Here is a 26532-nt window from a genome sequence, read left to right as displayed (position 1 = left end):
CAGACATTTGCTGCTTCAACTCAGGCGTGTATTTCACCCGATCGGGCGTGCAGGCAGCAACAAGTGTGATTAAAATAAGACTAAGTATTTGGCTGTGGAGGTACATAACAACAGTGTATGCTCACGAACAAAACGCATCGTTCATGGGGTTGGTTGCACACCGCAAAAGTAAGTCACCCTTCCGTGGGCAGAAAATACCAGGAAGAGTGACCATGCAAATATTATATACTGTAGCTAATCTAGTCCAGCGAATAAACTGACAGCTTCCCTTCTACCAGCTTCTTCGGCTGCATACTGAGAACATACACTTTGCCAGCCGCTTCATCAACAACAAAATTATCAACTTCTACTGCACCGGGGCGAATACCATCTACGGGCATCAGTTGTTCAACAGTCAACTCTCCATTACGAAAGCGCAGGTGTGTGTTGACACTGTTAGCAAACACATAATCCACCCCGGCAGCCCGATTGATACGTTTGAAACGGACCTGTTCCGATGACGGCGACATCGCTATGACTGTCTGATGCTTGAGTTTCATGTCCTTGTCAAACTGCATCGCGAATAAATCGCCGTAGTTCGTGCCTATTTCGGTTACAACCTGATTATTCGGTAAAGAAGGCGACGCTTGACCAGCTATCGCGTTGAGCTTATTAGCAAAACCGATTATTCCTTTTGCAGGGCCTGGCACAGGTGATGCGGCTGTAGTCGTTTCGACGATGGGGCCCTCTGTCTCTCGTTGCTTCAGTACCCATACATCTCCGTTAGCATCCGTAAAAGCATCGACAAATTGAGTCGGTGTGTGATTGTACCAACCCACACGATTGCCACTGTTTATCATTCCAACTATGGTTGATTTCTCTAACAGTGCCGAATAAGGCATGCTATTCAGCAACGCAGCTTTCCCCGTAGCATCAAACAGCCAGTTTTCTTCTACTGGCTTCAACAGCTTCTGCTGATTATTGATGTAAGCGAGTAATTCATTACCACGCCGTGACATATATATCGGCATAACGGCCAGTTGGCTACCCTCACCATTAGTCCAATCAAATTGCTTCCAGATAGCTCCTTTTTCATCGGTTACTACCACCGCGAATCGATTATCCTGCGGATCGCGGGTTTCTTTCTTGCCACCCCCACTGTCGAATACGTTAAACGTTCCAACAACCTTACCCGACGGATCGTAGACAGGCACTCGATAAAGTAACTTCCGGTTGTATTGAAAATTCACCCGCTGATCGGTAAGCAGATTACCAGCCTCATCGAACGTCAGAAAGCTTACCGCTCGTAGAGAAGCATTCTTATCGTCTTCAACATAGTGCGTAGCAACGCCCTCAAACCGATTCGGTGCCAGTTGAATTACACGTCCTGCGCTTCGTCTTGTGTCGCCCTCTACAGGAATGTACCGAATCAATTTCGCCATATTTTCCTGGCGAAGGAGGGTCAGTTCTTCACGCTGATTTCTATACTGAAAGCTGGTGGAATCAAACGAACGAGTCAACTTATTATAGACAGGATACAAGCTATACGTCGCATAGTTGAATCCTTTGCCGCTAGCGGCAAAGGAAACTTTCACACTACTGGCTGGTAAAGCTGGTTCGGGCATACGTTCATAACCACCGCCGTAGGGCAGGCGTGATGGACCATCTTTGCTATTTATATTCCACACGGCCCATTCCAAGGGCATACCCTCGGCTATTTTTATCCGTCTATCCCGCTGACCAACAACCGACGATGTTACTACGCCGGGCTGCCCCTGTCGGTCTACTGTAGCGGTGTACAGGCATACGCCGGCTGGTAGAGCACCAGTTCCCCGTTGTTTAGCCGCGTCGTCAACAGTCGCAACCCGCCCCGCAATCGGCATCATGGTCTGGTACTGGACCTGCCCGTCTGGCATCAGTCGCATATCAATCAGTGCAATCGGCTGTGGCGGTATTATAAACTCTGACAAACGTACGACCGTGCTACCTACCGGCTTTGCCGGGGGTGTTTGCTGGCCGTGTGATACGAGCGGATGCGCACCTGTGGCAATGACTGATGCGATAAAATAGATAGCGTATTTGTTTTGCATAAAGCAGGATAAATTGTTTTCAAGGCCAATAATATAGCGAAAATAAAAACATGATATAAATAACATATTAAAGATACTATATCTATAGATTTACATAGGCTATGTTCATCGGCGTTGCTGTCATCCACTTCCAGTAACTGCCCTATTTTTCGTATTTTTGTCTAATCAATGGTATCCATCATCTGTCTAATTGAGCGGCAGATTTTTCATCATACAGCATGTTCGACCAGTTAGAAGCTATTCGTGAACGCTTCGACGAAGTTGCCCAGCAAATCGTTCAGCCGGAGGTTGTCTCCGACCAGAAACGCTTCATGAAGCTGAGCAAGGAATATAAGGATCTCGAAAAAATTGTCAACCAGTACCAGGCCTACAAGCAGCTACTGACTGAGATCGATAACGCGAAGCAGATTATTGCAACGGAAAAGGACGAAGATTTCCGTGAGTTGGCCAAAGCCGAACTCGACGAATTGCTGCCCCGCCGGGAGCCAATGGAAGAGGTCCTCAAAGAGATGCTCATTCCGAAAGACCCCAACGACAGTAAAAACGTAATTCTTGAAATTCGGGGCGGCACCGGTGGCGATGAAGCCGCCATCTTCGCGGGCGACCTGTTCCGGATGTATCAGCGGTTCTGCGAGAAGATGGGCTGGCGTATGTCGCTGGTCGATTATACCGAAGGAACATCGGGCGGTTACAAAGAGATTATCACCGAAGTTGAAGGCGAAGATGTGTACGGCAAGCTCAAATTCGAGTCAGGCGTACACCGCGTGCAGCGCGTACCGGCCACCGAAACGCAGGGCCGTATTCATACCTCAGCCGCCAGTGTAGCCGTACTGCCAGAAGCCGAAGAAGTCGACGTCGAACTGAACATGAACGACATCCGCAAAGACACCTTCTGTTCGTCGGGTGCGGGTGGTCAGTCGGTCAACACGACCTACTCCGCCGTTCGTTTGACGCACATCCCAACGGGTCTGGTTGTACAGTGTCAGGATGAACGGTCGCAGCTCAAAAACTTTGACAAAGCACTGACCGTACTGCGGTCGCGGCTGTACGAGATCGAGTTGCAGAAGCACAACGACGCCATTGCCTCACAGCGCAAAACAATGGTCGGCAGTGGCGACCGTTCCGATAAAATCAGGACGTACAACTACCCACAAAGCCGCGTCACTGACCATCGCATCGGCCTGACGGTCTATAACCTACCCGCCGTTATGGACGGTGGCATCAGCGAATTTATCGAACAGCTTCGCATCACTGAAAACGCCGAACGATTGAAAGAAGGGGCTACCGCCTAACACGAAAGCCGGACAGTAATGTCCGGCTTTCGTATTTATTGACCAATTCGGGTCGCTCCTCCACCCTCGTAAATGAGTTTGGCCGCACCATCGTACCAGATTTTTCGCGTCTGAGTAACACTACCGGCCGAAACCGTTACGGTATGCCGGAGCGTAGCAATATCGGTTATCGCCGGTACCCGTCCGCACGACCATGTCGCCGGGTCCTGCCAGTTTCCGTTAGCCACCGACACCAATCCGTTGTAACCGCCGTTGCAGAATTCACTCCAAGTTGGCAAGCCAATATTGTTACTGATATTAACATTACGGCCACACAACGCCGACAATGCCGCAGGAATACAACCGGTTAGTTTATTGTTTTGAAGTTGTAGGTATTGCAGGGTTGATACGCTACCGAGTGAGGCTGGTATACCGTCGGTAAACCGATTATTATTTAGCGTGAGCGTATTTAGACGAGTGAATGTACCAAAGAAACTAGGAATGCTTCCTGTCAGCTGGTTTTGCTCGAAGTACAAAGAATTAGCCTGTGTCAATGCGCTTAGACTAGCAGGTATCGACCCACTGAGCTGATTGTTGAAAACCCCCAAAATTCTGATCTGAGTCAGGTTACCAAACTGATCAGGGATCTGTCCAGTCAACTGATTGGCAGACAAATACAAGGTCTGTAACTTCGCTAGATTACCCAGTTCCACCGGAATCGTTCCCGTCAATTGATTATTCGACAGGTACAACGATAGCAAATTCGTGAGGTTACCCAAACTGGCAGGTATGATACCGGTGAGATAATTAGCGTCCAGCTTCAGGTTTTCCAGATTAGTCAGATTGCCTAAGCTAGCTGGTATCGTACCGGTGAAGCCAAAGTTTGAACTGCAATTAAAGTTCGTCAGCTGTCTCAGATTGCCTACTGCGTCTGGTATTGTACCCGAGAAAAGCGCGTAGCTTACATCGAACGTACGAAGGGCTGTCAAACCAGTAATGTTATTGAGTATAGCCCCCTTCAGATATGTGTATGCAAGATTCAGATTTTGCAGCTTGGTTAACTGACTGACGGTAGCTGGCATTACGTTGGTTAAACCCTGATTATAGGCCAGATTCAACGTTTGTAGTTCGGATAGGTTACCAATAGTTGCCGGTACGATTCCTCTGAGTTTATTGCCGGAAAGAAAAGTCCCGAGGTCGACACTAGTAACGCGACCGTTGGTACAACTGATGCCGAACCAACCGCTACACGGATCACAGTTGGTTAGCCATCCCGTCTTGTTAGTCCAGTTTGGCCCATCAGTAGCTTTGTATAAATCTACAAGCGGTAGATAATCGGGCGATAAACTACTGTTCAAAACAGCGCTAGCACTAGCTGAACAGCCAGCCCCATTGTCGACCCTCACGGTGTAGTTACCATTTACCGACACACTTACAACACCGGTCGCGTTCGAGATACTGAACCCATTCGGTCCAGAAAACTGGTATGTTGGGTTTCCTGCGCACGAACTACTAGCCGTCAGCGTTGCCTGCTGCTGCTCGCACGACAGCGCATTGCTGACAGATAAGGTCGCCGTCTGTGCCGATACCAGATTGCTGACAAAAACAGCTATTATGCAGAATGAAGGAGCATTCAGAAGATGTCGAAAAAGCGATAAACTTTGTTTGCCAGTAGATGATACACCCATAAATAGTACCAATGCTATGTAGTTTTTTGACTTGCTAACTTACTGATTCCACAGGAGATGTATGTACAATTCTTCTGCCATTGGCATATATTCATTTTTATCTAAATCGATATTCCATATACCATGCTTCCAGACCTACCTCTATCCATTTCGATCCTGTTTATACTTACTACGGCCATTGCGGTCTGGCTTTTTTACAGAGCTACCAACTACAACCGATCGGTATTGGCAGTCCTGGCTGCGTGGGCTGCTTTACAAATGGTTGTCGCATTCACCGGCTTTTACCGACGTACCAACACTATCCCGCCACGGCTGGCGCTGCTTATCGGTCCACCACTCCTATTCATCATCGGCCTGTTCGTCACTAAACGGGGTCGTCAGTTTATTGACTCGCTTCGATTGGACCAGTTAACAGTGTTGCACTTCATACGGATCAATGTCGAGATCATACTCTTCATGCTTTTCATCAGCAAGGCCATCCCGGAAGTGATGACATTCGAGGGCCGCAATTTCGACATACTCGCTGGTCTGACGGCTCCGCTGGTTTATTACCTGGCATTTGTACGCAGACAGTTGTCCCAGCGGGCGCTCCTATTCTGGAACCTGCTATGCCTGGGTCTGCTGACTAACATCGTCGTAACGGCATTGCTATCGGCCCCGACTCCGTTTCAGCGACTTGCTTTCGATCAGCCTAACATCGCTATTCAATACTTCCCGTTTGTATGGCTTCCGTCTGTCGTGGTACCGATCGTACTCTTCTCCCATCTGACAGCCATTCGGCGTTTGTCGACTGCCCAATAGCTACCTTCGGAAGCGAATACCGCCCGTTGATGGACAAACAAAAAGCCCCCAGTCGGCAGACTGAGGGCTTCCATTGCGCAAGGCAATACGAACTTAAACTTTGATTTCGACGTCGACACCGCTAGGCAATTCGAGTTTCATCAGAGCGTCAACGGTTTTCGCGCTGCTGCTGTAGATGTCGACCAACCGCTTGTAGGTGCAAAGCTGGAACTGCTCACGCGCCTTCTTGTTGACGTGGGGCGACCGTAGTACGGTGTAAATCTCCTTGTCGGTTGGCAGGGGGATGGGGCCGCTAACGATAGCACCCGTCGACTTAACCGCTTTCACGATCTTCTCGGCCGACTTGTCGACCAGCATGTGGTCGAACGACTTCAGTTTAATCCGGATTTTTTGGCTCATTGTGTTGTGGTTCGTTATGTGTTAAAGTGAGCACCGCCGAAAGAACCATTTACTCCGACGACACAAAAAATGGGCAGTAAGTCCAGCCGGACTTACTGCCCAATATCGGTGAGGCTTACGCCTTTGCAGTACCTTTTTCTTTGGCAACTACCGCGTCCGAAATGTTCTGTGGAACAACTTCGTAGTGCGAGAAGGTCAGGTTAGCCGTAGCACGACCCGACGACATCGTACGCAGGTCGGTTACGTAGCCGAACAGCTCCGACAGAGGAACGTCAGCCTTGATAACCTGCGAACCAGCCTTCGAATCCATACCCTTCATCACACCCCGGCGACGGTTCAGGTCACCCGTGATCGGACCGGTGTATTCTTCCGGCGTCAGTACTTCAACAGCCATGATCGGCTCCAGCAGCTTCGGACCAGCCTGACGGGCAGCTTCGCGGAAGCCCAGACGAGCAGCCATTTCGAACGACAGCGAGTCGGAGTCAACGTCGTGGTACGAACCGTGGAACAGGCGCACTTTCATGCTTTCCAGCGGGAAGCCAGCCAGCGGACCGTTTTTCAGTGATTCGTCGAAGCCCTTCTGAACGGCGGGGATAAATTCGCGGGGGATTACACCACCAACGATGCCGTTTACAAAGTCCAGACCGGGCTGCGTAACACCCTGGTCGTCCTGATCGCGGGGTCCAAGTTCAAACACGATGTCGGCGAATTTACCGCGACCACCCGTCTGCTTCTTGTACACTTCGCGGTGCTCAACGTTTTTGGTCAGCTTCTCTTTGTAAGCTACCTGTGGCGCACCCTGGTTTACTTCAACCTTGAACTCACGACGCATACGGTCGATGATGATTTCAAGGTGCAGTTCACCCATACCCCGGATGATGGTCTGACCGGTTTCTTCGTTCGACTCAACTTTCAGCGTTGGGTCTTCTTCGATCAGTTTACCGATAGCCTTCGAGAAGTTGTCCTGATCGGCCGTTTTCTTCGGCTCGATAGCGTAACCGATAACGGGCTCTGGGAAAATCATCGACTCAAGGATGATCGGGTTCTTTTCATCAGACAGCGTATCGCCGGTCTTGATGTCTTTAAAACCTACTACGGCACCGATGTCACCAGCTTCCAGACGCTCGATCTGGTTTTGCTTGTTGGCGTGCATCTGGAAAATCCGCGAGATACGCTCCTTGTTACCCGACCGGTTGTTCAGAACGTACGAACCTGACTCCAGTACGCCCGAGTACGAACGGATGAAGCACAGACGACCAACGTAGGGGTCAGTGGCAATTTTGAACGCCAGCGCCGAGAACGGATCGCTTGCGCTTGGTTGCCGCGAGATTTCAGCACCCGTATCAGGGTTGGTACCTTTGATGCTCTCCTTGTCCATTGGCGATGGCAGAAGGGCCATCACGTAATCGAGCATGGTTTGAACACCTTTGTTTTTGAACGACGAACCGCAAAGCATCGGAACGATCTTCATGCTGATCGTTGCCTGCCGCAGAGCCGCCAGAATTTCGTCTTCCGAGATCGACTCAGGATCTTCGAAATACTTCTCCATCAGCGTGTCGTCGAATTCGGCAACAGCTTCAAGGAGTTTCTCGCGCCATTCGGTTGCTTCATCCAGCATGTCGTCGGGGATGGGGACAACCTCGAAGGTCATGCCTTTATCCGACTCATTCCAGATCAGACCCCGAAAGTTTACCAGGTCAACAACGCCTTTGAAGTTATCTTCTTCGCCGATTGGCAACTGAAGGGGCACAGCGTACGAACCGAGCATTTCCTTCACCTGCTTACACACGTTCAGGAAATCGGCACCGGAGCGGTCCATTTTATTTACGAAGCCCAGACGAGCAACGTTGTAGTTGTTGGCCAGACGCCAGTTGGTTTCCGACTGAGGCTCAACACCGTCAACGGCGCTGAACAGGAACACCAGACCATCAAGAACGCGCAGCGAGCGGTTTACTTCAACGGTGAAGTCAACGTGGCCCGGCGTGTCGATGATGTTGATGTGATATTTCTGATCCCGGTAGGTCCAGTCGACGGTAGTAGCAGCCGAGGTGATCGTAATCCCGCGCTCCTGCTCTTGCTCCATCCAGTCCATGGTAGCAGCACCATCGTGTACTTCGCCAATTTTGTGGCTTACGCCAGCGTAGTACAGAATGCGTTCGGTCGTTGTCGTCTTACCCGCGTCGATGTGGGCAGCGATACCGATGTTTCTCGTGAACTTTAAATCGCGAGCCATTAGCTTGTATACAGAAAGTTATGATTTCTTGGTACTGAAGAGATACTGGCGGGTAGTATGAGCACCCTCCTGCAAATCAGGACGCAAAATTACTGAAAGTCAATCATAATAGCAACGTTACACCCAAGAATATCGTTGCATCTCGGCACACTTTCTGTCATACTGAGTAAGCGTCTGCCGCTCCCGTACAAACGGTACCGACTTGGAATCATGCAAAATCCGTATATCGCACTGCTTCGCACAGCCTGGACGTATGCCCGGCACGAAAAGCGGCAGTATGTGCTGGTTTATTTCCTGTTTATGCTGGCCAACATCGCCAGTTCACTGAACCCACTGCTGTTTGGCTGGTTTGTCGGTAAGCTTCAGCAGGACCGGTCGGACGTGCTGCGAACCCTGTATCTCTATGGGGGCGGTTACATGGGCCTGATGCTGCTGGAATGGGCGTTTCACGGGCCCGCTCGTGTGATGGAACGTCGACTGGCGTTTAATCTGAGCCGCAACTTCCTGGATGAACTGTTTCATCAAACCCTTCACCTCCCGGTCGGCTGGCATAAGGATCACCATAGCGGGGCAACGATCAACCGAATCCGAAAAGCCTACGATGCGCTCAAAACCTTCTTTCAGGATGGGTTCGTTTACCTCCACGCCTTTCTCAAACTGATCTTTTCGTTTGCCGCTATCCTGTATTTCTCGCCTTACTTCGGCCTGATCGGGGTGGGGCTGGGCGCACTGACAATCTGGATCATTCGCCGGTTCGACAGGCCGTATATGCAGGCGCTGGACGAGACCAATGAAGGCGAACACGTTGTCTCGTCCACGCTGTTTGATAGTTTATCAAATATTATGACCGTAATCACGCTACGGCTGGAAGAACGTATCCAGCAGAGCCTGATGGGCAAAGTGGCGAACGTATTGCCCCCGTTCATGCGGCAGGTACGGCTCAACGAGTGGAAATGGTTTTTCGCCCATCTGCTTATCACGGTGATTTACATTGTGCTGGCGGCCGGTTACGTGTATGAGCATTACACACCCGGTCAGGTATTTCTGGTTGGGGGGCTCGTTACGCTGCTGGGTTACGTCAATCAGTTCACGAGCGTGTTTCAGGATGTTGCGTTTCAATACACGGAGATCGTACGCTACAACGTCGATGTACAGACAGCGCGTAGTATCAGCGACGCCTACGCGCAACACGAACAACCCAATCACGGAACCCTGCCTGATAATTGGCAGTCTATCGCCATCAGCGGGCTTAGCTTTTCACACTCCGCCAATAGCCAACGCGCAAATCTGGACGAGCTGTCGCTGACCCTCCGCCGGGGTCAGCGCATTGCGTTCATCGGGGCCAGCGGGTCGGGAAAAAGTACACTGCTCACCCTGTTGCGCGGTTTGTATCAGGCCAAACCCGGTGTGCAGGTGCGGCTCGATGATGACTCAGTTACCGATCTCAACGCTATAGCCAACACGGTTACGCTGTTTCCGCAGGAACCCGAAATTTTCGAGAATACGATCACGTACAATATCACGCTTGGCCTCCCCTTCGACAGCCGTACAATCGACGCGGTCGTTCGTGCCGCCCGCTTTGATACCGTTATCGGGCAGCTACCAAACGGGCTGGATACGAACATTCAGGAAAAGGGCGTGAACCTGTCGGGCGGGCAGCGGCAGCGATTGGCGTTGGCGCGCGGTATTTTGGCCGCCCGCAGTAGTCAGATCGTCTTACTGGATGAGCCAACGAGCAGCGTCGACCCCAAAACCGAGCTGGCTGTCTATCGCGAACTATTCAGGGAGTTTGCCGACAAAGCCGTTGTTTCGACCTTGCACCGGCTGCACTTACTGCCGCTCTTCGACTACGTGTACATCATGGACGAGGGCCGAATCGTGGACGAAGGCACGTTCTCACATCTCCGCCAGCACAGCGCTATCTTCCGCGATTTGTGGGCCCATCAGCAGGACGCTCTGCGTCTGGCAGATCAGGAAGCTTGAACAAGTGTTTGTTTGCGGTCCGCCTAAGCTATTCGACTGGCGCTTCGACAATATTAACGATTTTCCATAGCCCGCGAATGTCTTGGAGGGCAACCGTCACGTTACCGCCGTTTGGATTGTCGGAATGTAGCGTCAGGTACTTTCGGGTAATGAGTTCGTTGTCACGGATACGCTTCACCACGAAGTAATCACGGTACATAACCGCGAAGACCCCGCCCGACTGGTATTCCCAATCGCTTTCGCTAACGGGCACCGCCAGTACTTTCGCACCGTGCGCCAGCTGCGGACTCATGCTATTACCCGAAATCTCAATCACAACGGAGTTCCGGTGGCCTTTCGTGATCGTCTTCCGAACGCGAAACGGCTCAATATCGGTGCTGTTGATACCGTCGGCGTAACTCTCTACGAAACTGGCATAGAACCGTACTGGCACAAACGGAACCTCTACCGTATCGTCGTCGGCACTGGTTATCCGGGCATTTGAATCAGCCGGGTTCAAAACGGGCATGATACCACGGATCAGGTAATCGGCGCTGATTTGTGGGTAACAGGCCAGCAAACTCATCATTGTATCATATGATGGCTTTGCCCGACCATTCAGAATATTATAAAACTTAGACGGATTCTCTCCTAACTCTTTCGCAATCTGATAGATAGTAATACCCAAAGCATCGAATATATGCTTCAGACGATCCTGAATGTCCACCGGTTTGCTCATATCAGTCAAACATTTTTTCATGCTCTATAGTATAGTTCATGTATAATATAATACAACTATATTATATTGCCCACCAAACGTTGGTCAAATCTACAATAAATCCGTGCAGAACACGCGTATATCGTTGCTTTTTGTCTGCTAGTTTTATGAACCGGAACCGCTTACACACCAATACGACCCCGACTGTGCTGTTTGTGGATATGAACAGCTTTTTCGCGTCCTGCGAGCAACAGGTTAATTTCTGGCTGCGTGGGCGGCCGGTGGGCGTATGCGTGTACACAGGTCGGCAGGGATGCGTAATCTCACCTTCCATCGAAGCCAAACAGCGCGGGGTGAAAACCGGTATGCGGCTGGATGACGCGATGGTGATCTGCCCCGATCTTGTGCCAGTTGAGACGCATCCGGCGCGATACCGAGAGTTTCACGTCAAGCTGATTGCCGTGTTGCGCACGTTTTGTGATGATGTCCTTCCCAAAAGCATCGACGAGGCCGTACTGGATCTGACCAACTACCAGCTAACCTACCCCGATCCGAAGCAGGTAGCGTACGCGATCAAGCGGGCTATCCGGGAGAAGGTAGGTGACTATTTGCGCTGTTCTATCGGTATTGCCCTCAACGCTTTTCTGGCCAAACTGGCATCTGACATCCAAAAGCCAGATGGGCTGACGCTAATTACGCCCGACACGCTCGATGGAATTTTGCGTACGCTTCGGCTGACCGATTTGCCGGGTATCGGGCAGCGCATGGCCGACCGCTTGCAGAAACACAATATCAATACCCCGATCGATCTCCGCTATGCAGCCCCGGAGCATCTGAAAGCCGTCTGTCAGAGCGTAATTGGCTGGCGATGGCACATTCGGCTGAACTTCGGCGGGGAGGTCGATCTCGACACGCAGGAGCAGTATAAAAGCATGTCAGCTATGCGGACGATCTCAACCGATCAGCGCAACACACCCGACAAGCTGAATGAACTGCTGATGTCTCTTTGCCTGACCCTTGAACGACGGATGGTAAAGCACGGCTTCTTCTGCCAGGACCTGTCATTTTCGTGTCGGTATCACTCCGGGCAGGCCTATCAGTGCGAGATCAGGCTACAGCCGCCCAAACAGGACGGCCCCGAACTGTTTGACCTGATTCAGCAGCGAATCAGTGCGTTTCAGGAGCGGCACCCGCGTCAGTTAGTGCTCAATACGCAGATCCGCTCGATGAGCGTCGTTGTGTTTCACTTTGTGCCCGCCGAACAAGTGCCGCTTAACCTGTTTGAGGATACCAGCCGTAAAGACAAACTGCGGCAAACGTTGCATGAGCTGAAAGCAAAGTTCGGTACCGAAAAGCTAATCAGGGCCAACGAGCTTAGCGACGACCCGGTGTACCGCGACGTGATCGGCTTTGGCAACATCAACGACTTATAACGGTAGTGTCTGCTCTTTCGGGCAGAAAAACGTCGTCCGTCCGCCTACGGTTATCCGCTCGATACGCGTCTGGCAGCGCGGGCAAAACTTGTGCGCTTCTACGTCGTCATACGGCGAATCATCCCACTCGCGAACGTGAATCAGGAAGTTGGGCGGAAAGTTTCGATACGTGGCCTCGTTCCGAATGGCCGTTTCGAGCACATAACGAATCGAATGGTGTAGCTGTCCCATCTGTTCGTCGGTGAGCGTATGTGCCCGCTGCTCGGGATGGATGAACGCCTGAAACAAGACCTCATCGACAATCCAGTTGCCCACGCCCGCCACAACCTGCTGATCGAGCAACACGGGCTTGATCGGCGACTTTTTCGCGCGAACGCGTTGTGTCAGTTCATCCAACGAGATAGCCAGTGCGTCGGACCCGATTTTCTTTGCTTTCAGAAACGCGTCGATATTGCTCACCAGCCCAACGCGTTCGAACTTGCGGGGGCACAGGAAACCGAGGTTGAATCCGGAAGTAAACTCAAAAACAATCCGGGCGAAGCGAGGGCGGTCAAGCGAGGCATGGTAATACTCCAGGTCCCCGGTCATACCAAAGTGCATCCGCACAATCACAGCTGGATCGTCGGTATAAACAAACAGGTTCTTACCCACCCGATACGTACCTATAAACTGCCGGCCAGCCAGCGCCTGCTGCAACTGAGTGTAGTCGGTCGTCAGTAATTTCCTGTCTTCAACTTCGATGTGCTGAATCGGTTGATAGAGCGCAGACGACTCTAAATACTGGCGCCTAATCTCGACTTCGGGTAATTCGGGCATGTCTTTTTTTACCCGCTTTAACCGTCTGTTTGCAACCGTTGTTTCAGGACAGTTTCTGGCTATCAAAGTGGCCTTAATACGCCCAGAACCGTTTAATATACATTTGATTAGCAGCTGAACGGATTGTCTGTCAACAGATTGACTAGGAACATTGCACTATTTTCTCTGGTTATAGTGGACAATATTGCCAAAGCGCGTGTCGTTACGGTACTGCCTGTAACCGGCAACTATGCCTGCCGCACCGGCCTAGACTAACCCAGTATCTACTCGTCTGACGTAGCTACCTCTACACGTAGTTCGAGTGCATGTTAAACCGTTAAACTGAAAAACCAGTATGGAAAACAACAATCCCCAACGCTCCAAAACCAATGGTGCTTTGCTAGCTGCCCTCATCATCATGACGGGTTTAGCCGGTGTATCCAGCTATCTGTACTTCGATCAGAAGAAAGTATCGGAGAACCAGGAAGTCACGATTTCGGAACGTGTTGAAGAGTTGTCGACTACCCGCGTAAAACTAGATTCGATCTCGACGGCGCTCGACGCCAAAATTGCCGAAGTACAAAAACTCGGTGGCGACGTTACGGAACTGGAAAAAGTAAAGGCCCAGCTGGAGCAGGACAAAGCGTCGCTCCGTCGTGGCAACCGCGTTTCGCTGGCCAAGTACGAGCAGAAAATTAAGCAGTACGAAGCGTTCCTGGTTGAGAAAGACACGCTTATCGCCAATCTGCAACGCGAAAACGTAACGCTGGCGTCGAACGTGAAGGTGCTGGATGAAGAGAACACGGGCCTGAAAACACAGCGTCAGGTATTGCGTGATTCAGTAACGACCTACGCCACGCAGAATCAGGAGTTGAGCACGAAAGTGACGCGTGCATCGGCACTGCGGGCGCAGAACGTGAAAGTGTATGCCGTGAACGCACGGGGCAAGGTGAAAGAAGATGATTCGTACAAGGCGAAAAAGCTGGACAAGATCAAGCTGACTTACACGCTGCTCGACAACCCGCTGACCAAAGAAGAAGCGAAGGAAGTATACGTTCGCGTATTGGACCCCAACGGCGCTGTCGTTTCCGACATGGCTAACGGTTCGGGCACTTTCAATGTGGATGGCAACGAAACGATCTACACGACAAAGCAAACGGTAAACTACACCAACAACAGCCAGAACGTTGAGCTGCTGTACTCGCGTGGTATTCCGTACAAGCCGGGCAAATACACCATCGAGCTGTATTCGGAAGGTTTCCGCATCGGTGCTGGCGAATTTGCCATCCGGTAAGTCGCAACCGTACAAAGCAAAGAAGCACCGGGCTAACGCTCGGTGCTTCTTTGCTTTATAACACGATCAGCAAGCGACTACTCCCTGTACCCCGTAAATGACACGCTGCTGTCCTGACTAACCTGTTTAGCCAACTGCAACACGTTTGTTTGCGTTTCTACACCGTTGCTGGTAAAGACCCGGTCCCACTGCCAGCTACCAATCGGCTTACCGTTCTGCTTTAGAAATATCGTTTCGCCCTGCCGTTGCAGCACTACCTGTGTCAGCTGCTGAGTTACTTTGCTGGGAGAAAACTGATTATAAATCAGCGTAACGGTACTGTCTGTTTCGGGTTTGACAACCAGATGCGGTATCTGATCTGTATGCAGCGCCACAAAGAGCGGATTGACAAACGCATTGGTTTTGTATGTTCCGGCTACCGCCTGCGAGAGGCTCTGCGGCTCAATATCAGCACCCTGCTGACAACTAGTCAACAAGCCAGCCAGGCATAAAGCGGCCGTAGAAAGTAGCGGAGTTCTCATTGTGTTAAGCGGCAGTAGTTGTTTGACTAGTAGACCCCGATGCGTCAGGAACCGTTGCTGGCTCAGGTGCTTTTTTTTCAGCCTCTGCTTCATCGACAGCATTTACCCACACGCTCATCGTGTTTAATTCCATATCGCCGAACTGAGTCGTAAAGGCAACATCGGCAGCGTCGCGTCCGTAGGCCACCGTAATGCGGTTGCCGCGCGGCTTATCCTGCGTTGCATCGAACGTATACCAACGACCATCGACATACGCTTCAAACCAGGCATGCATGTCCATCGGGTCAAGCTTGTATAGGTACCCAACGACCATTCGGGCCGGAATATTCAACGCGCGGCACAACGAAATACCCAGATGGGTGTAATCGCGGCAAACGCCTACCCGACTGTTAGCCGTATCGACCGCCGATGTGCTGGCATTGCTGGTACCGTACTGATACTTGATATTCGAGTGAATCCAGCTACGAATGGCTTCGACCTGCCCGTAGCCCGGCATGCTATCCTTCGTAATATCCGCAGCCAGCTGACCCTGCATATCCGATTGGCAGTAGCGGCTCGGCAACGTGTAGTGCAGCACTTCGTCGGGCAGGTTCTCAACGGGTGTGTAGGGCGCGTCCAGCACAACATCGATGTCGTCCGCCGTTTGTACCGTAGCAGAGAAATTGATGGAGAATGGCCCTTCGGGTGCAATCACTCGCTGACAGAGATTGCCGTACATATCCGTAAACTCAGTTACGTTAACGACGGGGGTTATGTGGTATTCTTCCTTTATAATCCATTGCCCATCGCCCGAACGGGGACGAAGCATCAGGATCAGCGGAGTTGTTTCTTTGGCATTGAAATGTAGTTCACAGCCAGCATTTAGTTGCATAGGGCGATATCGGTTGTATTCAAGTGTCTAATCCCGAACGTCTTTCTTTTGTTTTGTATACCCGCAAAGAAAGCACATCGTTGCTGATCGGCATATAAAACAGCGTACAACAGCCGGTTCCGGTTTCCCGCCGTTCATTGCAAAATAAAAAAGCCACTTCGGTTTCCCGAAGTGGCTTTCTCTACTCAAAATCTACTATACCAGTGCTTTACGCTTGCTCTTGGTGAATTGCTCTTTCGATTCGGTGATCGTTTCGAGTTCTTCTTTCGAGCCAACGATGGCATTCTGATAGCGACGGATACCCGTACCGGCCGGGATCAGGTGACCTACGATAACGTTCTCTTTCAGACCGTCGAGCATGTCACGCTTACCACGGATCGAGGCTTCGCTCAGCACCTTCGTCGTTTCCTGGAAGGAAGCCGCCGAGATAAAGCTGTCGGTACCCAGCGACGACTGCGTGATACCCATCAGCGTTGGCTGCGATACAGCTGCCATAGCGTCACGTACCTGCACCAGTGCCATGTCGCGCCGTTTCAGGCTTGAGTTCTCGTCGCGGAGCTGACGGCTCGTCACGATCTGACCCGGCTTTACGTTTGGCGAGTCACCCGCTTCTATAACGACTTTAGCGTCGAGTACCTTATCGTTTTCTTCGCGGAACGACCACTTGTCGACAACCTGACCTTCGAGGAAGTTGGTATCGCCCGAGTCGATGATCTCAACTTTCTGCATCATCTGCCGAACAATGGCTTCGATGTGCTTGTCGTTGATTTTCACCCCTTGCAGGCGGTATACTTCCTGAATTTCATTTACCAGATACTCCTGAACGGCCGTCGGACCTTTAATGGCCAGAATGTCGCTCGGCGTAATGGCACCGTCAGACAGCGGAGCACCTGCCCGGACGAAGTCGTTATCCTGTACAAGGATGAACTTCGACAGCGGTACAAGGTACTTCTTCTTCGTGCCGTCTTTCGACTCGATGAAGATTTCGCGGTTACCACGCTTGATCGTACCGTACGTAACCACACCGTCGATCTCACTCACAACCGCCGGGTTCGACGGGTTACGTGCTTCAAACAGTTCAGTTACCCGTGGCAGACCACCCGTAATGTCGCGGGTTTTACCCACGTTACGCGGAATCTTGGCCAGCGGCTGACCGGCTTTGATCTTCTGACCAGCTTTTACTACCAGACGCGAACCAACCGGCAGGTTGTAGCTCTTCTGGAGCAATCCTGATGCATCGGCTTCGCCAAGGTGCAGCGACAGCGTCGTCGTACCCTGCACAACAATGGCCGGGTTCTTGGCTTTGTCGCGGGTTTCGATGATTACCATCTCCTGGAAGCCCGTCTGTTCGTCGAACTCCTCACGGTACGTAATACCGTCTTCGATAGCATCGAACGTCAGTGTACCCGTCAGTTCCGATAGGATAACGGCGTTGTAAGGGTCCCATGCGCAGATGTCATCACCCTTCTTCACCGTCTGTCCGTCTTTCACACGCAGGAACGCACCATATGGAACGTTGTTGCTGATGAGGACCACGTTGCGGTCTTCAGGGCTAACAATCCGGACTTCGCCCGAACGACCCATTACAACTGTCTGTGCGTTGCCTTCGGCGTCTTCCGACTCAACCGTCCGCATTTCTTCGAACTCGATCAGACCGTCGAACTTCGCTTTGATCGATGCATCGACCGCGATGTTCGAGGCCGTACCACCCACGTGGAAGGTACGGAGCGTCAGCTGTGTACCCGGCTCACCGATCGACTGCGACGCGATAACACCCACGGCTTCTCCGATGTCGACCATACGGCCCGACGCCAGGTTACGACCGTAGCACTTCGCGCACACACCCTGACGGGCTTCGCAGGTCAGTACCGACCGGATTTCGACCGTTTCAATGCTCGTTTCGTCGATAGCTGCGGCAATTTCTTCCGTGATCAGCTCACCGGCGCCCACGATCTTCAGCGGCTTACCTTCGGCATCTTTCGCCAGCGGGTCAAACACATCGTGTACCGTGGTGCGGCCCAGAATCCGTTCCGACAGCGGTTCAACGATGTCTTCGTTATCTTTCAGCGCCGACACTTGCAGACCACGCAGCGTACCACAGTCGTCTTCGACGATGATAACGTCCTGCGCCACGTCGTGCAGACGACGGGTCAGGTAACCGGCATCGGCCGTTTTCAGAGCCGTATCCGCCAGACCTTTCCGCGCACCGTGTGTCGAGATAAAGTACTCGAGTACGTCGAGACCTTCTTTGAAGTTCGACAGAATTGGGTTTTCGATGATCTCACCAACCGAGCCTTGCAGGTTTTTCTGCGGCTTGGCCATCAGACCCCGCATACCACCCAGCTGACGAATCTGCTCACGCGAACCACGGGCTCCCGAGTGCATCATCATGTAGATCGAGTTGAAACCACCCTGATCGGCTTCGAGCTGCTTCATCAGCGTTTCGGTCAGGCGCGAGTTTACCCGCGTCCAGATGTCGATAACCTGGTTGTAGCGTTCGTTTTCCGTAATCAGACCCATCAGGTAGTTGTCCCATACGCCCTGTACTTCGGCTTTGGCTTCGTCAACCAGCCCCTGTTTGGCTTCTGGAATCATCACGTCGCTCAGACCGATCGACAGACCACCTTTGAAGGCCATCTGGAAACCAAGTTCTTTGATTTCATCAAGGAACTGAGCCGTCCGCGCACCACCCGAAATCTTGAAGATCAGCGCAATAATCTGTTGCAGCTTCTTCTTCGTCAGCAATTCGTTGATGTATCCAACTTCTTCCGGTACCGCCTGGTTAAACAGCAGTCGACCCGCAACCGTGTCGATTACTTTGTACACCAGTTCGCCGTTCTCATCCCGGACTTTCACCCGGCACTTGATGTTAGCGTGCTTCGATACACGGCCTTCGTTGATACCGATGATAACTTCTTCAGCACCGTAGAACGTCATGCCTTCGCCCAGAATCGGGTATTCAGGAATGCTCTTACGGCCTTTCGTTACGTAGTACAGACCAAGTACCATGTCCTGCGACGGTACCGTAATCGGCGCGCCGTTGGCCGGGTTCAGGATGTTGTGCGACGCCAGCATCAGCAGTGATGCTTCGAGCACAGCCTCTTGCCCCAGTGGCACGTGGACAGCCATCTGGTCACCGTCAAAGTCGGCGTTGAACGCCGTACAAACGAGTGGGTGCAACTGAATAGCCTTTCCTTCGATCAGCTTCGGCTGGAACGCCTGAATACCCAGGCGGTGCAGTGTCGGAGCACGGTTCAGCAGGACAGGGTGGCCTTTCAGTACATTTTCCAGAATGTCCCAGATAACGGGGTCTTTCCGGTCAACGATCTTCTTCGCCGACTTCACCGTTTTTACGATACCCCGCTCGATAAGCTTACGGATAACGAACGGCTTGAACAGCTCGGCAGCCATGTCTTTCGGCAGACCGCACTCGTGCAGTTTCAGTTCAGGACCAACGACGATAACCGAACGACCCGAATAGTCGACCCGCTTACCGAGCAGGTTTTGCCGGAAACGGCCCTGCTTACCCTTCAGCATGTCAGACAGCGACTTCAGGGCACGGTTACCTTCCGAACGCACGGCGTTTACCTTCCGCGAGTTGTCGAACAGCGAGTCGACAGCTTCCTGCAACATCCGCTTTTCGTTCCGCAGAATTACTTCCGGCGCTTTGATTTCGATCAGGCGCTTCAGACGGTTATTCCGAATGATAACCCGGCGATACAGATCGTTCAAGTCAGACGTAGCAAACCGGCCACCGTCGAGGGGGACGAGTGGGCGCAGTTCGGGTGGAATAACTGGTACCATCTTGATTACCATCCACTCGGGGCGGTTCTCAATCCGGCCATTAGCTTCCCGGAACGCTTCCACTACTTTCAGCCGCTTCAGTGCTTCGGCCTTCCGCTGCTGCGACGTATCCGTAGCGGCTGCGTGGCGCAGCGAGTACGAAAGTTCGTCGAGAGCTACACGCGAGAGCAGCATCTCCAGTGCTTCCGCACCCATCTTTGCGATGAACTTATTAGGGTCCTTATCGTCCAGATGCTGATTCGTGCTCGGCAGCTTGTCGATGATGTCGAGGTATTCGTCTTCGGTCAGGAAGTCGAGCTGGTTGATACCATCCTCGGCTTTCACCCCCGGCTGAACGACAACGTACCGTTCGTAATAGATAACCTGATCGAGTTTCTTGGTCGACAGACCCAGCAGGTATCCGATTTTGTTTGGCAGCGACCGGAAATACCAGATATGCGCAACAGGCACCACCAGTTCGATGTGGCCCATACGCTCCCGGCGAACCTTTTTCTCAGTCACCTCTACGCCACAACGGTCGCAGATAATGCCCTTGTACCGGATCCGCTTGTATTTGCCGCAATGACACTCCCAGTCTTTCACCGGTCCGAAGATGCGCTCGCAGAACAAGCCGCCCATTTCGGGTTTGTAAGTCCGGTAATTGATGGTCTCCGGCTGTGTCACCTCGCCGTAGGAACTCTCCAAAATAGACTCCGGCGACGCCAGGCTGATCGTCACGCTCTGGAAGTCGCTATTGAGTTTCTTGTTCTTTTTGAACGACATTGGTTGGAGATTATAGGTTTAAATAGGTGGTTTAAAGCTTAACGTCTAAGGTTTAAGATTATGCCAGCGTACCGGACAACCTTAAACCTTAAACAGTGAACGTTAAACCACTTTACTCGAGGGTAATTTCAAGGGCCAGACCGCGTAGCTCGTGAACAAGTACGTTGAATGACTCAGGGATATTCGGCTTCGGCAGGTTTTCACCTTTCACGATAGCCTCGTATGCTTTGGCACGGCCTACGACGTCATCCGACTTCACGGTCAGAATCTCTTGCAGGATGTTCGATGCCCCGAAGGCTTCGAGTGCCCACACTTCCATCTCACCGAACCGCTGACCACCGAACTGCGCTTTACCACCCAGCGGCTGCTGCGTGATGAGCGAGTAGGGTCCAATCGAACGGGCGTGCATCTTGTCGTCGACCAGGTGACCCAGTTTCAGCATGTAGATGATACCAACCGTTACTTTCTGATCGAAACGCTCACCCGTCAGACCGTTGTACAGGTACGTACGGCCAAACGACGGCAGACCAGCGGCATCGAGTTCGTCGGCAACCTGCTGCTCGGTAGCCCCGTCGAAGATCGGCGTTGCGTACTTCCGGTCGAGCTTTTGACCCGCCCACGCCAATACGGTTTCGTAGATCTGTCCGAGGTTCATCCGGCTTGGTACGCCCAGCGGGTTCAGCACGATGTCGACTTTGGTTCCGTCTTCGAGGAACGGCATGTCTTCATCGCGAACGATCCGCGCAACGACACCTTTGTTACCGTGTCGACCGGCCATCTTGTCACCCACCTTCAGCTTACGCTTCTTGGCGATGTACACTTTAGCCAGCTTCACGATACCTGCAGGTAGTTCGTCGCCCACTTCGAGCGTAAACCGCTCCCGCTTGAACCGACCCGTGATCTCGCTCCGGCGGTTGTTGTAGTTCTTCACCAGCGAAACAACCATCTCGTTGATCCGGGCGTCGTCGGTCCAGTCGTTCAGATTCATGTCTGACAACAGGTTCGCTTCTTCCGGTACGGCGTAGCTGCTTTCGTCGCGGTAGTTGTTCTTGTCAGGGAACAGGTTCTCCGTAATGTTCTTACGGCTGAACTTCACACCCTTACTAACAATCTCATCACCGAACTTATGCTTCACACCGGCACTCGTCTTGCCTTCCAGCAACGCTACCGTCTTGTCGATCATCCGGGCACGGAAGTCGTTCAGCTCACGGCCATACTTCTTCATCAGCACCTTCACCTCTTCCTTGTGCTTACCCCGGTCTTCTTTGGCCGGACGCGCAAACAGTTTGGTGTCGATAACGACGCCTTTCAACGACGGTGGCGCTTTCTTCGATGCATCTTTCACGTCGCCAGCCTTGTCGCCGAAGATGGCGCGCAGCAGCTTTTCTTCCGGCGTCGGATCGCTCTCCCCTTTCGGTGTAATCTTACCGATCAGGATGTCGCCTTCCTTCACCTCGGTACCGATGCGAACGATACCGTTTTCGTCGAGGTTACGAACCGTCTCTTCCGATACGTTCGGAATTTCCGAGGTCAGTTCCTCTTCGCCACGCTTCGTGTCCCGAACTTCAAGTTCGAACTCTTCAATGTGGATCGACGTAAAAATGTCTTCGCGAACTACCCGCTCCGAGATTACAATGGCATCCTCGAAGTTGTAGCCCTGCCATGGCATGAAGGCCACTTTCATGTTCCGGCCCAGTGCCAGTTCACCCGCCTGCGTCGCGTAGCCTTCGCAAAGCACATCGCCCTTCTTCACCTTCTGTCCTTTGTAAACAGTCGGCTTGATGTTGATGCAGGTATCCTGGTTCGTCCGGCGGAACTTGATCAGGTTGTATGTCTTCACGTCCTCATCAAACGTAACAGCCATCTGATCGTCATTCAGATTATAACGAACCACAATCTTGGTTGAGTCAACGAAATCGATGATACCGTCCGACTCAGCAATCACCAGTGTGCGCGAGTCAACAGCAACACGACCTTCCAGACCCGTACCAACGATAGGCGCTTCGGGGCGGAGCAGAGGCACTGCCTGACGCTGCATGTTCGATCCCATCAGAGCACGGTTGGCGTCATCGTGCTCCAGGAACGGAATCATCGACGCAGCTACCGACACAATTTGGTTCGGCGCAATGTCCATGAACGTAACGTTGCCCGGCTCAGCCATCGGGAAGTCGCCTTCAAAACGAGCCTTCAACCGATCGACCTGGAAGTTACCTTTCTTATCGACACCAGCGTTTGCCTGCGCGATGTAGTGCGTATCTTCTTCTTCGGCCGTCAGGTACATCACCGGCTTTTCCATCGACACCTTACCATTTTCAATGATCCGGTACGGTGTTTCGATAAAGCCCATGCTGTTGATCTTGGCGTACACACAAAGTGACGAGATCAGACCAATGTTCGGGCCTTCCGGCGTTTCAATCGTACAAAGCCGCCCGTAGTGGGTGTAGTGTACGTCACGAACTTCAAAACCTGCACGCTCCCGTGACAGACCACCGGGTCCCAGTGCCGACATACGACGCTTGTGCGTCACCTCGGCCAGTGGGTTGGTTTGGTCCATGAACTGCGACAGCTGATTGGTACCGAAGAACGAATTGATGACCGACGACAGTGTACGGGCGTTAATCAGGTCAACGGGTTTGAAATCTTCGTTGTCCCGAACGTTCATCCGTTCTTTGATCGTTCGCGCCATCCGCGCCAGACCAACACCAAACTGTGCATAGAGCTGCTCACCAACGGTACGAACCCGCCGGTTGCTTAGGTGGTCAATGTCATCGACCACGGCCTTCGAGTTGATCAGACCAATCAGGTACTTCACGATCGACACAATGTCTTCCGTGGTCAGTACCTTCATGTCCAGCGATATCTCCAGGTTCAGCTTTTTGTTGATCCGGTACCGGCCAACATCACCCAGATCATACCGCTTGTCTGAGAAGAACAGGCTCTGAATGATCTCGCGAGCAGCCTGCTCATCGGGGGCATCAGCATTACGCAACTGCCGATAGATTTGCTCAACAGCCTCTTTTTCCGAGTTTGAGCTATCTTTTTGCAGCGTATTGTAAATGATGTTATAATCGGCCATGTTCATGTCTTCCTTGTGCAGGATGACCGACTTCTGACCCGATTCCAGAATCGTCTCTATATCATCGACCGAGATAGCCGAGTCGCGCTCCATAAGCACCTCGTTCCGGCTAATCGATACAACTTCACCGGTGTCTTCGTCGACGAAGTCTTCCGTCCATGTGCGCAGTACCCGTGCTGCCAGCCGACGGCCGATCGCTTTCTTCAGGTTTGCCTGCGTTGCCGGTACTTCTTCCGACAGACCAAACAGATCGAGAATGTCTTTGTCTGATCCAAAGCCAATAGCACGCAACAACGTCGTCACCGGAAATTTCTTCTTCCGGTCGATGTAAGCGTACATGACGTTATTAACGTCGGTCGAGAATTCAATCCACGACCCTTTGAATGGAATGATACGCGCCGAATAAAGTTTGGTACCATTCGTGTGCTTGCTCATCGAGAAGAACACGCCCGGCGACCGGTGGAGCTGCGAAACAATCACCCGTTCAGCACCGTTGATGACGAACGAACCCTTTTCGGTCATATATGGGATGTTTCCCAGAAACACTTCCTGCTCGATCGTCTCGAAATCTTCGTTGTCGGGGTCATTGTTCGACAGACGCAGTTTCGCTTTGAGCGGGACAGAATACGTTAATCCCCGGTCGATAGATTCATCAACCGAGTACTTAGGGGGATCGACCAGATAGTCGATAAACTCCAACTTGAAGTTCTCACGGGAATCAGAAATCGGGAAGTTTTCCTGAAACACCTTGAATAGACCCTCCTCCGACCGTTGGTTGGAAGGTGTGTCAAGCTGGAAAAAATCTTTGAAGGATTTGACCTGAATATCCAGAAAATCGGGATATTCAATCACTGGCTGAATCGTCGCAAAATTTTTGCGCGTACTGATTTTCGCGTTTGTAGCCAAGATTGTACTTCGTTTAGTGCGTAACCGATTCTATGTGAATGTATTGCGAAGAGTTGCAACAGCATTCGAACTAAGCGGCTATTCAGACCCCGGACGTCACCCAATCCAAGGGGGATAAATAGACAACGTAAGGCAATAATAATAAGTTTGTCTTTTGCAAGTGCATAGACAAAAAATCTCTAAGCAGGAAAAGACCAGACAATGTGTCTGGCCTCTCCTGCTTAGAGTAATATGTAAGTAAGCGGTTGCTTATTTTACTTCAACTTCAGCACCAGCTTCTTCGAGTTGCTTACGCAGCGATTCAGCTTCGTCTTTAGCTACACCTTCTTTAACCGGCTTCGGAGCGCTGTCTACCAGTTCTTTGGCTTCTTTCAGGCCCAGACCCGTCAGGTCTTTCACCAGTTTCACCACAGCTAGCTTAGCAGCACCAGCCGACTTCAGAACAACGTCGAACGATGTTTTCTCAGCAGCGGCTGGAGCAGCATCACCTGCACCTGCACCACCGGCAACCATTACCGGAGCTGCGGCTGCTGGCTCAATACCGTACTCATCTTTCAGAATGGTAGCCAGTTCGTTAACTTCTTTAACCGTCAGGCTTACAAGCTGCTCAGCGAACGCTTTCAAATCTGCCATTGTCGTATTCTAAATTTGATTGTGATACAAGATTGAAAAATAGATATCGGATTGGTAATTAAGCGGCTTCCTCGCGCTCCGACAGCGTCTTGAGGATACCGGCCAGTTTGTTACCACCACCCTGAAGTGCCGAGATGACATTCTTGGCGGGCGACTGCAACAGACCGATAATTTCGCCAACAAGCTCTTCTTTGCTTTTCAGCGCGATGAGCGTGTCAAGCTGATCAGCGCCAATGAACAGGCTGCTGTCGATAGACGCGCCTTTCAATTGTAGCTTCTCACTCGTTCTGCGAAACTCTTTGATGAGTTTTGCCGGTGCTTTAGCATTGTCAGGGTGAAACATCACCGCCGACTGCCCTTGCAGCACCGTATCGTTGAACGGGGTATAATCCGCGTCCAGGGTTTCGAGAGCCTTCTTAATGAAGGTATTTTTCACCACTTTGTACTCGATACCCTGCTCAAAGCATTTCCGACGAAGTTCGTTGACTTCGGCTACCGTCATGCCATTGGCTTCCGTGATGTAGAAGAAGGGAGTCGACTGAAACTTGCCAGTCAATTCCTCAATAATTGCTCCTTTGTCCTCGCGCTTCATGGCTTATATACCGGCTACTGTGCCTTTGTCAATCGTTACTCCCGGACTCATCGTGCTCGACAGGTTGATCGTTTTCACGTACGTGCCTTTAGCCGATGAAGGCTTCAGACGCATCAGCGTAGCGATAATCTCCTGCGCGTTCTCGGCCAGTTTTTCCGGCGTAAACGATACTTTACCAATACTGGTATGAATGATACCGGTTTTGTCAACTTTGAAGTCGATTTTACCAGCCTTCACTTCGCGAACAGCCTTGCCTACTTCCGGCGTCACCGTACCCGACTTCGGGTTTGGCATCAGCCCGCGAGGACCCAGCACTTTACCCAGACGACCAACTTTAGCCATGACGTTCGGCATCGTGATAATCACGTCGATGTCCGTCCAGCCCTGCTCGATCTTCTGAATATAGTCGTCGAGGCCAACGTAGTCAGCTCCGGCTTCTTTCGCTTCGTTCTCCTTGTCCGGGGTGCAAAGCACCAACACGCGAACCGTCTTACCCGTACCATGTGGCAGCGTAGCTACGCCACGTACCATCTGGTCGGCTTTACGCGGATCAACGCCCAGCCGGACATCAATGTCCACAGAAGCATCAAACTTCGTGTACGAAATCTCCTTGAGAATCTCGGCTGCCTGCTGGAGCGAGTATTCTTTAGCAGCATCGTACTTCGTCAGCGCTTCTTTTTGTTTTTTCGTTAGCTTACCCATTT

At 51.8% G+C, this 26532-nt stretch carries 18 protein-coding genes; 5 read left to right on the top strand and 13 right to left on the bottom strand.

Annotated features, from left to right (window positions below; genetic code table 11):
- Positions 1-239: 239 nt before the first annotated feature.
- A complete protein-coding gene (locus tag HH216_RS07750) occupies positions 240-2069 on the bottom strand; it encodes a hypothetical protein (RefSeq protein WP_169550292.1) in 1830 nt (609 codons plus the stop codon).
- Between the two features lie 218 nt (positions 2070-2287).
- On the opposite strand from HH216_RS07750, the gene prfA reads away from it, so the two are divergent.
- Positions 2288-3361: a peptide chain release factor 1 gene (gene prfA / locus HH216_RS07745; RefSeq protein WP_169550290.1), complete on the top strand. Its 1074-nt coding sequence runs from the start codon at positions 2288-2290 to the stop codon at positions 3359-3361.
- A 35-nt stretch (positions 3362-3396) separates the two neighbouring features.
- On the opposite strand, the gene HH216_RS07740 is transcribed toward prfA, so the two are convergent.
- Positions 3397-5028: a leucine-rich repeat domain-containing protein gene (locus HH216_RS07740; RefSeq protein ID WP_169550288.1), complete on the bottom strand. Its 1632-nt coding sequence runs from the start codon at positions 5026-5028 to the stop codon at positions 3397-3399.
- 258 nt (positions 5029-5286) lie between these two features.
- Here HH216_RS07740 and HH216_RS07735 point away from each other — a divergent pair, with 258 nt between their 5' ends.
- A complete protein-coding gene (locus HH216_RS07735) occupies positions 5287-5829 on the top strand; it encodes a hypothetical protein (protein WP_254448726.1) in 543 nt (180 codons plus the stop codon).
- Between the two features lie 93 nt (positions 5830-5922).
- Here HH216_RS07735 and rpsJ read toward each other — a convergent pair whose 3' ends face one another.
- Positions 5923-6228 carry a 30S ribosomal protein S10 gene (rpsJ, locus tag HH216_RS07730; protein WP_077922220.1) on the bottom strand — a complete coding sequence of 102 codons (306 nt, stop codon included), beginning with the start codon at positions 6226-6228 and terminating at the stop codon, positions 5923-5925.
- A 115-nt stretch (positions 6229-6343) separates the two neighbouring features.
- Positions 6344-8461: an elongation factor G gene (fusA, locus tag HH216_RS07725; RefSeq protein ID WP_169550284.1), complete on the bottom strand. Its 2118-nt coding sequence runs from the start codon at positions 8459-8461 to the stop codon at positions 6344-6346.
- A gap of 210 nt (positions 8462-8671) precedes the next feature.
- Between fusA and HH216_RS07720 the strand changes: the two genes are divergently transcribed.
- Positions 8672-10444, top strand: a complete 1773-nt coding sequence (locus tag HH216_RS07720) for an ABC transporter ATP-binding protein (protein WP_169550283.1) — start codon at positions 8672-8674, stop codon at positions 10442-10444.
- 28 nt (positions 10445-10472) lie between these two features.
- Here the strand turns inward: HH216_RS07720 and HH216_RS07715 are convergent, their stop codons facing one another.
- On the bottom strand, positions 10473-11162 hold the full coding sequence (locus tag HH216_RS07715) for a LexA family transcriptional regulator (RefSeq protein WP_169550281.1): 690 nt from the start codon (positions 11160-11162) through the stop codon (positions 10473-10475).
- Positions 11163-11308: 146 nt separating this feature from the next.
- On the opposite strand from HH216_RS07715, the gene HH216_RS07710 reads away from it, so the two are divergent.
- Positions 11309-12574 (top strand): DNA polymerase Y family protein, encoded by a 1266-nt coding sequence (locus HH216_RS07710; RefSeq protein WP_169550279.1) that lies wholly within the window; start codon positions 11309-11311, stop codon positions 12572-12574.
- On the opposite strand, the gene HH216_RS07705 is transcribed toward HH216_RS07710, so the two are convergent.
- A complete protein-coding gene (locus HH216_RS07705; protein ID WP_169550277.1) occupies positions 12569-13390 on the bottom strand; it encodes an Fpg/Nei family DNA glycosylase in 822 nt (273 codons plus the stop codon). The two genes, HH216_RS07710 and HH216_RS07705, sit on opposite strands and share 6 nt — an antisense overlap.
- A gap of 334 nt (positions 13391-13724) precedes the next feature.
- Here HH216_RS07705 and HH216_RS07700 point away from each other — a divergent pair, with 334 nt between their 5' ends.
- Entirely contained in the window at positions 13725-14663 is a 939-nt protein-coding gene (locus tag HH216_RS07700; RefSeq protein ID WP_169550274.1) for a hypothetical protein, read from the top strand.
- Between the two features lie 77 nt (positions 14664-14740).
- Here the strand turns inward: HH216_RS07700 and HH216_RS07695 are convergent, their stop codons facing one another.
- The 7 genes from HH216_RS07695 to rplA all read right to left on the bottom strand — a co-directional run bounded on the left by HH216_RS07695 (position 14741) and on the right by rplA (position 26530).
- Complete coding sequence (locus tag HH216_RS07695; RefSeq protein WP_169550272.1) at positions 14741-15184, bottom strand: hypothetical protein; 444 nt, start codon at positions 15182-15184, stop codon at positions 14741-14743.
- A gap of 4 nt (positions 15185-15188) precedes the next feature.
- Positions 15189-16055 (bottom strand): transglutaminase domain-containing protein, encoded by an 867-nt coding sequence (locus HH216_RS07690; protein WP_169550270.1) that lies wholly within the window; start codon positions 16053-16055, stop codon positions 15189-15191.
- 195 nt (positions 16056-16250) lie between these two features.
- Positions 16251-20621, bottom strand: a complete 4371-nt coding sequence (gene rpoC / locus HH216_RS07685; protein ID WP_169550269.1) for a DNA-directed RNA polymerase subunit beta' — start codon at positions 20619-20621, stop codon at positions 16251-16253.
- A 112-nt stretch (positions 20622-20733) separates the two neighbouring features.
- On the bottom strand, positions 20734-24603 hold the full coding sequence (gene rpoB, locus HH216_RS07680) for a DNA-directed RNA polymerase subunit beta (RefSeq protein WP_169550268.1): 3870 nt from the start codon (positions 24601-24603) through the stop codon (positions 20734-20736).
- A 249-nt stretch (positions 24604-24852) separates the two neighbouring features.
- Positions 24853-25236, bottom strand: coding sequence for a 50S ribosomal protein L7/L12 (gene rplL, locus HH216_RS07675; protein ID WP_169550267.1), 384 nt, complete (start codon positions 25234-25236; stop codon positions 24853-24855).
- A gap of 58 nt (positions 25237-25294) precedes the next feature.
- Positions 25295-25828 carry a 50S ribosomal protein L10 gene (rplJ, locus tag HH216_RS07670; RefSeq protein ID WP_169550266.1) on the bottom strand — a complete coding sequence of 178 codons (534 nt, stop codon included), beginning with the start codon at positions 25826-25828 and terminating at the stop codon, positions 25295-25297.
- A 3-nt stretch (positions 25829-25831) separates the two neighbouring features.
- A complete protein-coding gene (gene rplA / locus HH216_RS07665; protein WP_106136146.1) occupies positions 25832-26530 on the bottom strand; it encodes a 50S ribosomal protein L1 in 699 nt (232 codons plus the stop codon).
- Between the last annotated feature and the right edge of the window lie 2 nt (positions 26531-26532).

It is taken from the genome of Spirosoma rhododendri, from assembly GCF_012849055.1.
In the GTDB taxonomy this organism is placed as follows: Bacteria; Bacteroidota; Bacteroidia; order Cytophagales; family Spirosomataceae; genus Spirosoma; species Spirosoma rhododendri.
Note: the sequence above shows the minus strand (reverse complement) of the source record. Positions and strands in the feature narration are given on the sequence as shown.

Bases quoted from the DNA above. Each gene is read 5' to 3' on its own strand.
- rplJ (WP_169550266.1), bottom strand. From the start codon at position 25,828: ATGAAGCGCGAGGACAAAGGAGCAATTATTGAGGAATTGACTGGCAAG.
- fusA (WP_169550284.1), bottom strand. From the start codon at position 8,461: ATGGCTCGCGATTTAAAGTTCACGAGAAACATCGGTATCGCTGCCCAC.
- HH216_RS07735 (WP_254448726.1), top strand. From the start codon at position 5,287: ATGGTTGTCGCATTCACCGGCTTTTACCGACGTACCAACACTATCCCG.
- HH216_RS07750 (WP_169550292.1), bottom strand. From the start codon at position 2,069: ATGCAAAACAAATACGCTATCTATTTTATCGCATCAGTCATTGCCACA.
- HH216_RS07695 (WP_169550272.1), bottom strand. From the start codon at position 15,184: ATGAGAACTCCGCTACTTTCTACGGCCGCTTTATGCCTGGCTGGCTTG.
- rpoC (WP_169550269.1), bottom strand. From the start codon at position 20,621: ATGTCGTTCAAAAAGAACAAGAAACTCAATAGCGACTTCCAGAGCGTG.
- rplA (WP_106136146.1), bottom strand. From the start codon at position 26,530: ATGGGTAAGCTAACGAAAAAACAAAAAGAAGCGCTGACGAAGTACGAT.
- HH216_RS07690 (WP_169550270.1), bottom strand. From the start codon at position 16,055: ATGCAACTAAATGCTGGCTGTGAACTACATTTCAATGCCAAAGAAACA.
- HH216_RS07710 (WP_169550279.1), top strand. From the start codon at position 11,309: ATGAACCGGAACCGCTTACACACCAATACGACCCCGACTGTGCTGTTT.
- HH216_RS07705 (WP_169550277.1), bottom strand. From the start codon at position 13,390: ATGCCCGAATTACCCGAAGTCGAGATTAGGCGCCAGTATTTAGAGTCG.
- rpsJ (WP_077922220.1), bottom strand. From the start codon at position 6,228: ATGAGCCAAAAAATCCGGATTAAACTGAAGTCGTTCGACCACATGCTG.
- prfA (WP_169550290.1), top strand. From the start codon at position 2,288: ATGTTCGACCAGTTAGAAGCTATTCGTGAACGCTTCGACGAAGTTGCC.
- rplL (WP_169550267.1), bottom strand. From the start codon at position 25,236: ATGGCAGATTTGAAAGCGTTCGCTGAGCAGCTTGTAAGCCTGACGGTT.
- HH216_RS07715 (WP_169550281.1), bottom strand. From the start codon at position 11,162: ATGAGCAAACCGGTGGACATTCAGGATCGTCTGAAGCATATATTCGAT.
- HH216_RS07740 (WP_169550288.1), bottom strand. From the start codon at position 5,028: ATGGGTGTATCATCTACTGGCAAACAAAGTTTATCGCTTTTTCGACAT.
- HH216_RS07700 (WP_169550274.1), top strand. From the start codon at position 13,725: ATGGAAAACAACAATCCCCAACGCTCCAAAACCAATGGTGCTTTGCTA.
- HH216_RS07720 (WP_169550283.1), top strand. From the start codon at position 8,672: ATGCAAAATCCGTATATCGCACTGCTTCGCACAGCCTGGACGTATGCC.